Below are 11771 nucleotides of genomic sequence, written 5' to 3'. Positions count from 1 at the left end.
GTCCGGCCGACGATTCTGCGGCACAACCCGGGTCTTGCGGCAAGCCCCCCGGTGCGATATACGTTGAAGTGGGACGAGGATCTTGGTTGTGATGACCCGAAGCCGGAATTCCGGCGCGGGTTGTCGAATGGGCGCTCAGCCGCTCAGCGCGTTGTGTTTCGCCACCAGGATCGGGAGTTCGTCGAGCGAATCGATGCGGAACAGGCACCGCTCGGACACGGCTGGCATGTCGAGGATGTGACCCCACGGGCTGCGCCGGATCAGGCACGCCTTCATGCCGGCCGCCATGGCCGGGAGTGCGTCGTTGTCGGGCCGGTCGCCGACGTACAGGATCGACGAGGCATCGCCCCCGCCCGCGCGGATGACCCGCTCGAAAAAGGCCGGTGACGGCTTCTCCGCACCCCAACCGTCCGACGTGCCGATCAGGTCCACGGTCAGGTCGAGCGCGCGGAGGAGCGGCTCGGCGTGAGCCGGTTGGTTGCCGGCCAGGCCCACGAACAGGCCCTGATCCTTCAAGGCGGTCAGGCACGCTCGCGCGTCCGGGTAGAGGTCCTCTTCGCCGAAGGTCTCCGGCCTGCCGGCGGCTGCCCGGCGCTCGCGCTCGGCCGCGAGATCGAAATCGGGCCGGAAGGCCCGGAACGTCTCCCGGTAGTCCAGACCCCGGGCGATCACCGCACCGAAGACCGCCGACAACGTGTGCCGTGGAACGCCGAGCCAGTCCGCCCAGGTCGCGAACTCGCGGGACTCGTCGAGAATCGTCCCGCCGACATCAAAGAAGACCGCGTCGATCACTGCCGTTCCTCCGTCACCGTCGCGCGCCATCGGATCATAGATCGTCGGAATTTCCTTCATGATCGCCATGGGCCGGTGGGTGCCGCGCCGGGCGGGGCGCCGGGCGCCGCGGCGAGGCGGCGCGCGGCCCGGACGGAGAGCTGACGTCTCAAAGTTAAGGGCCGAATCAAGAAAATTAAGTCCTTGGCATTGACCCCTTGAAGAAGTGAAGATACAAAGGAGTGTAGGAGCGTCGTCGAGGCGAGGAGTCGAGGGTGGACTGGCAGGAGCTGACGGACCTGACGCGCGGGCAGCCGTTCGTGGTCGAGCGGGTCCGCCTCGCCGGCAACGGCGTCGTGGTCGAAGGTCAGTTCGAGCCACCGCAGCTCGCTCAGCTCAGCGTCGACGACCAGGTGTTCGTCGCGGCGTTCGTGCGGTCGCACGGTTCGATCAAGGAGATGGAGCGGATCTTCGGGGTGAGTTACCCGACGATCAAGTCCCGGCTGAACCGGATCGCCGAGACCCTCGACTTCGTCGACACCGACCCGGCGCCCACCGGCGCCGACGTCGTCGACCGGCTGCGGCGTGGGGAGATCAGCGCCCAGGAGGCGCTGGCCGAGCTGGAGAGGTCCCGATGATTCCGCAGCTGGTGACCGTCCACCATCGCCGTCCCGACGGCCGCTGGCGGCGGCTGTACGTCCCTGTCCTGCCGGTGCTGCTGGTGCTGTCACCGCTGCTGCTGCTCGCCGTGCTGGGGGGACTGGTCGCCTGCCTCGCCACCCGGGTGAGTCCGGTGGGCGCGCTGCGCGGCACGGGGCAACTGCTGTGGGCGCTGCCCGGCACCCGCATCGAGGTCGAGCAGGGTCGGACGGCCGTGCTCGTGAGCGTCAGATGACTCAGAGGGGGAGCAGCACCATGAACGAGCAGCGCCGTCAGATCCTGCAGATGCTGGCCGAGGGCAGGCTCACCGCCGACGAGGCCGAGCGGCTGATCGCCGCCCTCGAACGGGAACAGCCCGAGTCGCCCCCGGGAGCCACGCCCCGCCCGAAACCCCGACCCAGATACCTGCGCGTGCTGGTGAGCTCGACGGACGACTTCGACGGGCCGGGCCGGGTCAACATCCGGGTGCCGCTGCAGCTGCTGCGCGCCGGGGTCCGGCTCACGAGCCTCATCCCTCCGCAGGCGCTCACCAGGGCCAACGCGGAGCTGAACAGGTCAGGGGTGCCGTTGGACCTGACCCAGCTCAAGCCGCAGCACATCGAGGAGCTCATCGAGCACCTCGACGACGTCACCATCGACGTCGACCAGCCCGACACCAAGGTGCAGGTGTTCTGCGAGTGACACCGCGCCGGCGCGGACGACTCACCTGACGGTGGGGCGACGGCAGGTGCCTCGACGGCTCAGTGCCGAGGCCCGCCGGCGTGACGGTCCGCCGCGGCGTACGAGGCGGCCGCGGTGAGCGCGGAGACGACCAGCACGGAGGGCCAGGCCCCGATGCGCCTGGCCAGGGGGTGCGACAGGCCGAAGGCCCCGACATAGGTCGCGAGCAGGGCTGCGGTGACGGCGGGGCTGGTCCGCCGGGCCCACTCGCGTCCCGCCAGCACGCCGCCCGCAGCGAGGACCACGCCGCCGAGGGAACGGTTACCGGTCCGGCGGGCGAGCTGCCAACCGCCGATGAGGGACCCGGCGGTGGTCACTGCGGTGGGGAGGCCCATGCCCCGACCGTACACCGCTGGGCGCCGCCGGGATCCGTGCTGGCGGCGGCCGCCCGGCCGGGATCGCGGTGTCCGCCGCCGGGTGTTCAACCGGCGGTCGTGCGGGCCCGGGACGTCGGTGCGGCCAGCTCGGCCAGGTGCCGCAGCGAGTTGGTGAGATGCTCCGGAGCGAACGGCGGGAACTGGATGTGCCCCCGGATGGACGGCGGCACCGCCGACCAGTCGTAGGTGAGCGTGACCTCGGTCCCGGACGGGCCGAGCGGCGCCAGGTCGTAACGCCACAGCCAGCCGCCGAACTCCAGGCGACCGTCGCTCTGCTCCTGCCCCGTCAGCCAGCCGATGGCGCGCGGCGGGTCGAGGACCTGGATCTGGTTGGCCACCCGGTAGCCACCGTCCGGATGGTTGGCGTGGTACATGTCCATCCGGAATATCTGCCCCACCTCGGTCAGCGGCGCCCGGTCGACGGATTCCTGAACCCACCCGGTGCCGTCGATCGCGGCATGGGTCGTCGGGTCCGCCAGCACCGCGAACACCCTCGCGGCAGGCACGGCGACGGTCAGGGTGGCGCTCACGTTCTCCTGGTCCACGGTGCTCCTCGTCAGCTCATCTCGGGCCTCCCGCAGGGCGCGGAAGGGGGGCGTTCCACAAGATGGCGGACGACGGGCCGAGGCGGAACTCATCGGTCGGGCGGGCGCGGCGTGGTCACTGGTCGCCGTGGTTGCCGGCCCAGTGCCCGCCTATCGCCGGGGTGTCGGCCTTGATCGCCGTGCGGTTGCCGTCGAGGTCGTTCTCGACCACCCGGCAGTTGAGGCAGCTGCCCCGCTCGGTGATCCAGATCCCGTAGAGCTGGGTGCCCGAGCTGGTGTCGCGGATGAGGTTGCCACGGATGGTGACCGAGTCGGAGGTGGCGTTGATCGTGATGCCACCGCGGCCGGTGGGGGCGGCCGGCAGCTCGTACGGTGTCTTGGGCTGAGGCGTGTCGGCGCTCCACGAGCTGTTGATGCCGGGCCGGTTGGGGGAGAGGGTGAGGGTGGTGGCGTCGTTGGCCGCGACGACGGCGTACCGGCTGCCGACGCGGAGGACCTTGCCGCGGTGGCCGTCGGGCGGCCAGTTCGCGTGCTGGTCGATGAGGTCGACCAGCGCGGCGAGCGCCGGCTGGTCGTTGGTCGTGCCGTCACCGGTCAGACCGTGGTCGCGGGCGTCGCAGAGCAGCGGCGCGCCGGCCACGGCGTACGGCCGGAAGCCGGATGCGGCCGTCGTCACCGGATCTGACACAGGCAGTCCCTCTCCGGGGCGGCGGCCCGCCGCGCCTCGGCCGCGTGGCACCCTGCCGTCACCGAACGACGGCCACCGTCGCCAGCAGGGTCAGATCGGTGAGGGCGGCGTCGTGGCTAGGACCGCCGGCCGCGCGTGCGCAGCGCGTCCTCCGACTGGACGTCGATGTCGGCGTCGTCGGGGAACGACCGTCCCGACGGCGCCGGGTCCGGTGGCGCGCCGGGACCCGCCATCGGCGTACGGGTGGGCTCGACCCGCCCGAACCCGTGCCGGCCCGCGCGACCCGACGGCCCGGCCGGCGCGTCGGCCCTGCGCTCGCCGCGCCGTCCCTCGGGTACGGCGGTCTCCTCGCTGCCCTCGTCCATCGGATCGTGCTCGCCCGCGCCCCACGGCGGTTCCGCGTCGAAGCCGTCCCGGGTGATCCACGGGGTCGCCGCCTCCGGCTGCTGCCCGTCTCCCCGCCCGCTGCTGCCCGTCATCGCGCACCTCGCTGGTCTCGTCCGGCCGGTACCCGGATCGATTGCCCGCCCCGGTCGACGTCATTCCCCCCGGACCGGCTCATGCCGCGTGCCTCGAACGCACGACCAGGAGATCCGGTCACTCGGGGACGAAGGGCGCGTCAGCGCCGATCTCCGCCACCGGGGCGCCGCCGCGATGGCCCCGCCCGGCCGGACGCGGCCTGGTCAGGTTCCGGTCGAGGCGGGGAGCGTCCCGCTGAGCAGCGCGCTGCCCAGCGGCGTGCGGCGGTAACGGATCTCGTGCCCGTGGCGCTCGCCCACCACCATCCCGGCCTCACGGAGCACGGTGAGATGCTGCGAGACGGTGCCGGCGGCCAGGGCGTGCCGGTGGGCCAGGACGGTCGTGCTGACGGGCTCGGTGAGCCCGGCCAGCAGGGTCGCCCGGCTGCGCCCGATGAGCCGGCCGGCGGCCGCCAGCTCCTGCGTCCGCGTCGACTGCCACAGGGTGCCCAGGCCGCGCGCCGGATAGATCACGGTGGGTTGCCACGGCTCGTCGAGGATCACCAGGACCTGGTCGAACTTGAACACGCTCGGCATCAGCAGCAGGCCCTCGCCGGTGAGTTGGCGGTCCTCGTGGTCACCGCGGTCGCGGGTGAGGACGCCGTCGTGCCAGCGCAGCTGAGGGTGCAGTTCGGCGAAGAGGCGGTCCAGGCCGCCCTCGGCGAGCCGGCGGCTCTGGTGGACCACGTCGGCGTCGAGCAGGGCGCGGACGTTCGGCCACACCGGCCGGATCACCTCGTGCCACACGTCCCGGACCACCCCGGTGAGCAGGCGCAGCGCGTCGGCCGGATCGGCCAGCAGCCGGCGGCCCGTCGCGGTGTGCGCCGCACCGCGGGTGTCGCGCAGCGAGCGGCCGATCTCCTCGGCCACCCGGTCGAGCGGCGTCGCCTCGATGCGGGCCAGTTCCTCCTCGAAGCGGGGCCGCGCGGTCGTCGGCGGCGGGGACAGGAAGTCCGGGCTGTAGCCGCGGCGCGGCTGCAGCAGCGTGACCGGACGCAGGTCCAGCGCGCCCAGGCGATCCCTCATGGCATGGAGGAAGCCCTGGTGGTAGCCGGGGGTGTCCTCCGGCGTGGTCAGACGGATGGCCTCGATCGTCTCGAGCACCGGCGACACGGCGAACCGGCAGCGCATGAGGTCGGCCGGGCTGAACCGCAGCGTGATCGCCATTTCCGTCTCCCCGATGATTCGCTCCTGGCCGAATCACTGGCGACACCCTACCCGGGCCGGCAACCATCGCCCCATGACGCCAGCACCGGATTGGGAACGACGCAGCGCCGAGCTGTGGGCCACCATCGACGACCATGAGCCCGAGGAGTTCCGCAAACGCATCGACACGCTCGCCGCCGAACTGCCGGACGGCGATCCGGTGGCCGCGTTCGAACGCGCCTGTGCCTTCGACTCCACCGGCCACTCCGACCGCGCCGTGCCGCTGTACCGCGCGGCGCTGGCCGGCGGCATCACCGGCATCCGCCGCCGGCGCTCGGTCATCCAGCTGGCCAGCTCCCTGCGCAACGTGGGCCGGGCCGAGGAGTCGGTCGAACTGCTGACGGCCGAGCGGCAGCAGCCCGCCGACGAGCTCGACGACGCGGTCAGCGCCACTCTGGCGCTGGCGCTGACCAGCGTGGGCCGGGAACGTGAGGCCGTCGCCGTCGCGGTCGCCGCGCTGGCCCCGCACCTGCCCCGCTACCAGCGGTCCATGGCCAACTACGCCCGCCTGCTCGTCGAGCCCGAGGAGGCGGAGAGCTAGGAAGCGCGGTCGCGCCGGCCGCCGTCCCCGTGGACGGCGGCCGGTGTGTCGGCGTCATCGCCTCGGCAGCAGCTGGATGATCGCGGCCAGCGCGAGTTCCAGCACGACGAGCGCGACCAGCCCGGTGCGGAACCCGCCGGTCAGATCGGCGGCCTGGTAGAAGACGATGCCGATGAGGGCCACCCCGACCGCGTTGCCGGTCTGGTTGACCGTGGCGAGCACGCCGGCGGCGGCGCCGGTGTGCGACGGGCTGACCCGGGCCAGCACGGTGGTGGTGAGCGGCGCGAGCGCGATGCCCATCCCGATGCCGTCCACGGCGAGCCCCGGCACGAGCCAACCCGTACCGTGCCCGGCCGCCGCCCACATGCCGTACAGGCCGACCGCCATGATCAGCGCGCCGACGGTGACCACCTGGCGACCGAGCCGGGCGGCGATCCGGTGGGCGTACGTCGAGGTGGCCAGGTAGCCGGCGCCGATCGCGGTGAACACGACGCCCGACTCCAGCGCCGACAGGCCCCGCTCCACCTGCAGGTAGAGGGCCAGGATGAGGAAGAAGGACGCCTGCCCCATCCAGAACACCTGGGTCGCCACCAGCCCCACCGAGAACGCCCGCTCGCGGAACAGCGCCAGGTCCACGAGGGGTTGCCGGCCGCGCCGCTGGGTCGCCACGAAGAGCGCGAACAGCAGCACCGAGGCGGCCAGGCTCAGCCACGTCCACAGCGGCCAGCCCTGTTCGCGCCCTTCCACCAGCGGCAGCACCAGCGCCACCAGCGCCGCGCTGACCAGGACCACGCCGGCCAGGTCGAGCCGGGTCGCCGGGTGGCGGGACTCGGGCACCCGGCGGAGGAGGGCCAGCGCGGCCACGCCGATCGGCAGGTTGATCAGGAAGCACAGTCGCCAGTCCAGGCCGAACAGGTCGGCCTGGATGAGCAGGCCGCCGATCAACTGGCCGAAGACGGCGCCCAGGCCCATCGTCAGGCCGTACCGGGCGAACGCCTTCGGCTGCTCGGCGGGCGCGACGCTGGTCCGCACGATGGCCAGCACCTGCGGCATGAGCAGCGCCGCCGCGAGCCCCTGCAGCACCCGGGCGCCGAGCAGGACCCCCGCGGTGGGCGCCAGCCCGCAGAGCACCGAGGCGGCGGTGAACAGCGCGAGGCCGAGCCCGAAGATCTGGCGGCGACCGTACCGGTCTCCCAGCCGGCCGCCGGTGATCAGGCCGGCGGCCACCGCGAGGACGTACCCGGCGACCACCCACTCCAGGGCGGCCGGGCCGGCGTGCAGGTCGCGTTGCATCGCCGGCAGGGCCACGTTGACGATGAACGCGTCGATCGCGGTCATGAACGTCGAGATGAGCAGCACCGGCAGGAACCCGCCGGGCCGCGCGGCCGGTGCGGTGACCCGCACCGGCCGCGCGCTCAGGACGGTCATGCCGGCACCCGGTCCAGGAAGCCGTGCACGGTGGCGATCCGGCCGTCGGTGACGACCGCGACGTCGAAGCCGACGACGATCGGCTCGGCGCCGCGCGGGCCGAGGTGCCAGGTGAACCGGGCCAGGTCGTGGTGCGCGTCGACCGGGCCGGCGAGGCGGAATTCCAGGCCGGGGAACTGCTGCTGCACGCCGGCGATCAGCGCGTCGATCTGGTCGCGCCCGACGACGGCGGCCAGCGGGTCGGTGTACGTCCCGTCGGCGGTCCAGACCTCGTCGAGGAGGGCCCGGCGGGCGGTGGGGTCGGTGGTGTTCCAGGCGGCGAGGTACTTCTCGATCAGTTCCATGGCCACGACGCTAGGGATGATCCAGCGCCCGGGAATCGGTAGCGCTTAGGTACTCCGTACCTGTGTAGGGTGCGGGAATGTTGCACGGCCGCGGCGCGGAGCAGGACCGGATCGCGGCCCTGGTGGCGCGGGCCCGGACCGGGGAGAGCGCCGCGCTGGTGCTGCGGGGTGGCCCGGGCATCGGCAAGACGGCGCTGCTGGACTGGGCGGCCGAGTCGGCGGCCGGCCCGACGCGCGTGCTGCGCGCCAGCGCCGCCGAGTTCGAGGCCGAGCTGCCGTTCGCCGGGCTGAGCCAGCTCGTGCGGCCCGTGCTCGATCGCCTCGACCGGCTGCCCGGGCCGCAGCGGCAGGTGCTCGCCTCCGCGTTCGGGCTGGGCGGCGGCGCCCCGGCCGACCGGCTGCTGGTGGGGCTCGCCGTGCTGTCGCTCCTGGCGGACCTCGCCGAGGACGGCCCGCTGCTCTGCCTCGTCGACGACGCGCACTGGCTGGACACCGTCTCCGCCGAGGCGCTGCTCTTCGCCGCGCGCCGGCTGCACGCCGAGGGCGTCGTGATGATCTTCGCGGCCCGGGACGGCAGCTTCCCCGCCCCGGGCCTGCCCGAGCTGACCGTCGGCGCGCTCGCGCCGGCCGACGCCGTCCGGCTGCTCGACCCGCAGCTCGCCCCGGAGGTACGGATGCGGGTGCTCGCTGAGGCGCAGGGCAACCCGCTCGCGCTGATCGAGCTGCCCGGCGTCCTCGCCGCCGGTGGGGCCGGCGGTCCGCTGCCGCTGACCGACCGGTTGCTGGCGGCGTTCCACGGCCAGGTCGACCGGCTGCCCGCCGGAACCCGGGCGCTCCTGCGCGTCGCCGCCGTCGAGGACACCGGCGACCTGGACGTGCTGCTGCGCGCCGCCGCGCCGCTCGGCGGCGGCCCCGCCGACCTGCGCGCGGCGGAGGAGGTCCGGCTCGTCGAGGTCACCGGACGGCGGCTGCGGTTCCGGCACCCGCTGGTGCGCGCCGCGGTGCATGCCGCCGCGCCGTACCCGGAGCGGCTCGCCGCGCACCGGGCTCTGGCGGACGTGCTCACCGCGCCGGACACCGCCGACCGGCGGGCCTGGCACCTCGCCGCGGCCACCACCGGGCCGGACGAGCAGGTGGCCGCCGCGCTGGAACGCACGGCCGAGCAGGCCCGCGGGCGCAACGGCTACGGCGCCGCCCTGGCCGCGTTCGAGCGCGCCGCCGAGCTGAGCGCGGACGAGGCCGCGAAGGCGCGCCGACTGCTCCTGGCCGCGGAGAGCGGCCTGCAGTCCGGGCACCTCGGCGACGCGGTCCGGCTCGCCGAGCGGGCGGCCGGGCTGGTGGACGAGCCGACCTTCCACGCCCGCGTCGCCTGGGTGGAGGGGCACGCCTGGTTCTGGCAGGGCGGCCACCAGACCGCGTACGACCTGATGACCGGGGGCGCGCAGCTCGACCCGGGGCAGCGCGACGCGCTGCTGGTGGCCGCGTTCCACCCGGCCTGGTACCTCGGCGAGCCGCACCTGGGCGCCTGCCTCGACCAGCTCGCCACGCTCGACCATCCGGTGGCCCGCTACCAGGTCGCCGCCGTGCGGGGCCGGCCCCTGCCGCTGGCCGCGACCGCCGCCCAGGTGGACGGCGCACCCCGCGACCGGGTGCAGCTGTGCGGGCTCGGCTTCGTCGCGGGCCAGGACGCCGAGACGTACGAGCTGGCCGGCACTCTGGTCGCCCGCTGCCGCGCGGAGGGTGTCCTCGGCCTGCTGCCCACCCTGCTGTTCTTCCTCGCCGAGGCGGAGTTCTTCCACGGCCGCCACCGGGACGCCACGGTCAGCCTCGACGAGGCGGTCCGCGTGGCCCGCGACGGCGGCCAACCGCTCTGGGTCAGCCAGTTGCGTGCCGTCCAGGCCGTGCTGGCCGCGGTGGCCGGCGACGAGGCGCGCTGCCTGGACCTGGTGGCCTCGGCGCTGGACGGCGCCGCGGCGGGCGCCGAGGCGGGCGGTCGGGCGTGGACGCTGTGGGCGCTGGGCCTGCTCGACCTCGGCCAGGGCCGGGTGGAGTCCGCCGTGACCCGGCTCGCCGCCCTGCAGGAGAACCCGTACGCCCACCAGGTGTGCGCGTACCGGAGTGTGCCCGACCTGGTCGAGGCGGCCGTCCGGGCCGGCGTGCCCGAGCAGGCCGAGGAGGCGTACGCCCGCTTCCGGGCCTGGGCGGAGCGGGTGGACCAGCCGTGGGCGATGTCCCTGGCGTACCGGTGCCGGGCGCTGCTCACCGGCGACGAGCAGGATCACCTGCTCGCCCTGAAGCTCGGTGGCCGCCCCTTCGAGCAGGCCCGCACCGAGCTGCTGTACGGGGAGTGGTTGCGGCGCGCCCGGCGCAAGGCCGAGGCACGCGGCCAGCTGCACCGCGCCCTGGACACGTTCGACCGGTTGGCGGCGGCGCCGTGGGCGGCGCGGGCGCGCGGCGAGCTGGAGGCGACCGGGCTGCGGGCTCCGCAGCCCGCCGCGTCGGCCGGCGCCGACCTCACCCCGCAGGAGCTGCAGATCGCCAGGCTCGCCGGCAAGGGGCTGTCCAACCGGGACATCGCGGCGCAGCTCTTCCTCAGCCCGAAGACGGTCGCGTACCACCTGTACAAGGCCTACCCGAAGCTCGGCGTCGCCGGCCGCGCGGAGCTGAGCGCCCTGGCCCTGTGAGCAGCCGCGTCAGCCTGCGGCGGTGGTGGCGGGGCCGTCGGGGGCGTGGCCGCGTACGCGGCCGAGTGCCGCGCCGACGGCCGCGCCGCCGGCCGCCCCCGTGGTCCAGAGGACGAGCATGCCGGCGAGGAATTCCGGACGCAGCACGTCGCGGACCGCCGCCTGCCAGTTCGGCGGCACGGCGTCGCCGGTGCTCAGGTAGCCGGCCTGGTGGTGTGCCCAGACCACGGACTCGGGAATGCCGACCGCGAGCACCGCCAGCAGGGCGGCGAGCCCGGCCAGGGCTCCGGCGCGCAGCCCTGAGCCGAAGGACCGGGTACGCCGGGCCGCGGCGAGCGCGACGGCAAGCAGCAGAACGCTCGGGACGACCGTCCAGAAGCCGAGCACCCCGCCCCGGTCGTGCGCCAGCGACCAGCGCGAGGCGGCGAAGGAGCCACCCGCGACGACGACTGCCACGCCGGCGGCCCGCACCCACGCGCCGCGCGGCCACCCGGGCCGCAGGACGGCCCACGCTCCGCCGAGGGCGAACCTGCGGCGCTCGGGTGGCGGGTCGATCGCCGCGAGCTCGGCCCGCAGGGCGGCACCCCACGCGCGCCGGTTGTCGGGAAGGTCGGTGGTGGCCAGGTCGAGCAGGAGCTGCCAGCCGTCGCGTGCCGGGTGGCGGCGGCCCGCGGGTTCGGAGCGGGCGCCGAGTGCCGCGCCGAGGACGGGCCACGGCAGGGCCCAGATCAGCGCGGCGAGGAAGAACTCGAACGGCGCCAGCAGGTCGCCCTCGGCGAGGTTTCCGACGACGGGGAATCGTTCGGGCTCCGCCAGGTAGGCGGCGCGCAGCGGCAGGTGCGCGGACACGGTGCCGGCGGCGACGGCGACGAGGGCCAGCAGCCCCGCGACGGTGCCGGCTCCGAATCCGCGGGCACTGGCGACGGCGGCCGCCGCGAGGCCAGCGAGCCCGGCGCAGACGACCGCCGCGAACAATCCGAGCACAATGGTCAGCAGCACCGTGTCGAAGCCCCAGCGCGGCCCGTTCGGGACGGTGGCGACGTACAGGCGCTCCAGGCCCGCGGTGAGCACCGCGGCCGCGGCGGCGACGGCGATCAGCCCCGGCCAGACGGGGCGTCCGACGCCGTTCCGCCCGGCGGCGCGGGTGCGGGCGGTGAATGTGCCCGCACCGCTGCGGGAGGTGGGCAGTCGGACCGCGAGCACCACGATCGCGAGGAGGGGCGCCGGTGCGAGCACCCCCAGGACGAGGAGGAGGTCGAGCATCTGGAGCCTCCGAACAGCCAGGTGCG

Annotated in this window: 14 protein-coding genes; 5 read left to right on the top strand and 9 right to left on the bottom strand. The window is 74.4% G+C overall.

Going from position 1 to position 11771, the window contains the following annotated elements:
- Positions 1-135: 135 nt before the first annotated feature.
- Positions 136-792: an HAD family hydrolase gene (locus ABZ452_RS17290; RefSeq protein ID WP_357943712.1), complete on the bottom strand. Its 657-nt coding sequence runs from the start codon at positions 790-792 to the stop codon at positions 136-138.
- A 254-nt stretch (positions 793-1046) separates the two neighbouring features.
- On the opposite strand from ABZ452_RS17290, the gene ABZ452_RS17285 reads away from it, so the two are divergent.
- Genes ABZ452_RS17285 through ABZ452_RS17275 form a run of 3 tightly spaced genes read left to right on the top strand, consistent with a single transcriptional unit; the run spans position 1047 to position 2112 of the window.
- Entirely contained in the window at positions 1047-1409 is a 363-nt protein-coding gene (locus ABZ452_RS17285) for a DUF2089 domain-containing protein (protein ID WP_357943658.1), read from the top strand.
- Positions 1406-1666, top strand: a complete 261-nt coding sequence (locus ABZ452_RS17280) for a hypothetical protein (protein ID WP_357943656.1) — start codon at positions 1406-1408, stop codon at positions 1664-1666. The genes ABZ452_RS17285 and ABZ452_RS17280 overlap by 4 nt, the downstream gene beginning before the upstream one ends.
- A 20-nt stretch (positions 1667-1686) precedes the next feature.
- The gene (locus tag ABZ452_RS17275) at positions 1687-2112 is read left to right on the top strand and encodes a hypothetical protein (RefSeq protein WP_357943654.1); all 426 of its coding nucleotides are present in this window, start codon (positions 1687-1689) and stop codon (positions 2110-2112) included.
- A gap of 59 nt (positions 2113-2171) precedes the next feature.
- Here ABZ452_RS17275 and ABZ452_RS17270 read toward each other — a convergent pair whose 3' ends face one another.
- The 5 genes from ABZ452_RS17270 to ABZ452_RS17250 form a co-directional block, all read right to left on the bottom strand.
- Entirely contained in the window at positions 2172-2486 is a 315-nt protein-coding gene (locus ABZ452_RS17270; RefSeq protein ID WP_357943652.1) for a hypothetical protein, read from the bottom strand.
- Positions 2487-2572: 86 nt separating this feature from the next.
- Positions 2573-3073: a hypothetical protein gene (locus tag ABZ452_RS17265; protein ID WP_357943650.1), complete on the bottom strand. Its 501-nt coding sequence runs from the start codon at positions 3071-3073 to the stop codon at positions 2573-2575.
- A 115-nt stretch (positions 3074-3188) separates the two neighbouring features.
- Positions 3189-3761: a hypothetical protein gene (locus ABZ452_RS17260; RefSeq protein WP_357943648.1), complete on the bottom strand. Its 573-nt coding sequence runs from the start codon at positions 3759-3761 to the stop codon at positions 3189-3191.
- Between the two features lie 116 nt (positions 3762-3877).
- The gene (locus ABZ452_RS17255) at positions 3878-4240 is read right to left on the bottom strand and encodes a hypothetical protein (protein ID WP_357943646.1); all 363 of its coding nucleotides are present in this window, start codon (positions 4238-4240) and stop codon (positions 3878-3880) included.
- A gap of 204 nt (positions 4241-4444) precedes the next feature.
- Complete coding sequence (locus tag ABZ452_RS17250) at positions 4445-5446, bottom strand: DUF5937 family protein (protein WP_357943644.1); 1002 nt, start codon at positions 5444-5446, stop codon at positions 4445-4447.
- A gap of 73 nt (positions 5447-5519) precedes the next feature.
- Here ABZ452_RS17250 and ABZ452_RS17245 point away from each other — a divergent pair, with 73 nt between their 5' ends.
- Complete coding sequence (locus ABZ452_RS17245; protein WP_357943642.1) at positions 5520-6026, top strand: tetratricopeptide repeat protein; 507 nt, start codon at positions 5520-5522, stop codon at positions 6024-6026.
- Positions 6027-6080: 54 nt separating this feature from the next.
- Here ABZ452_RS17245 and ABZ452_RS17240 read toward each other — a convergent pair whose 3' ends face one another.
- Both ABZ452_RS17240 and ABZ452_RS17235 read right to left on the bottom strand, forming a co-directional pair.
- On the bottom strand, positions 6081-7454 hold the full coding sequence (locus ABZ452_RS17240) for an MFS transporter (RefSeq protein WP_357943640.1): 1374 nt from the start codon (positions 7452-7454) through the stop codon (positions 6081-6083).
- Entirely contained in the window at positions 7451-7798 is a 348-nt protein-coding gene (locus ABZ452_RS17235) for a nuclear transport factor 2 family protein (protein WP_357943638.1), read from the bottom strand. Before ABZ452_RS17235 ends, ABZ452_RS17240 begins: the two co-directional genes overlap by 4 nt.
- A 77-nt stretch (positions 7799-7875) precedes the next feature.
- Here ABZ452_RS17235 and ABZ452_RS17230 point away from each other — a divergent pair, with 77 nt between their 5' ends.
- Positions 7876-10482, top strand: coding sequence for an AAA family ATPase (locus tag ABZ452_RS17230; protein ID WP_357943636.1), 2607 nt, complete (start codon positions 7876-7878; stop codon positions 10480-10482).
- A 9-nt stretch (positions 10483-10491) separates the two neighbouring features.
- On the opposite strand, the gene ABZ452_RS17225 is transcribed toward ABZ452_RS17230, so the two are convergent.
- Positions 10492-11745: a hypothetical protein gene (locus ABZ452_RS17225; protein WP_357943634.1), complete on the bottom strand. Its 1254-nt coding sequence runs from the start codon at positions 11743-11745 to the stop codon at positions 10492-10494.
- Positions 11746-11771: the final 26 nt, after the last annotated feature.

The sequence above is a fragment of the Micromonospora sp. NPDC005707 genome, from assembly GCF_040631005.1.
Taxonomy (GTDB): domain Bacteria; phylum Actinomycetota; class Actinomycetes; order Mycobacteriales; family Micromonosporaceae; genus Micromonospora.
This window is presented reverse-complemented; position numbering and strand designations above follow the sequence as displayed.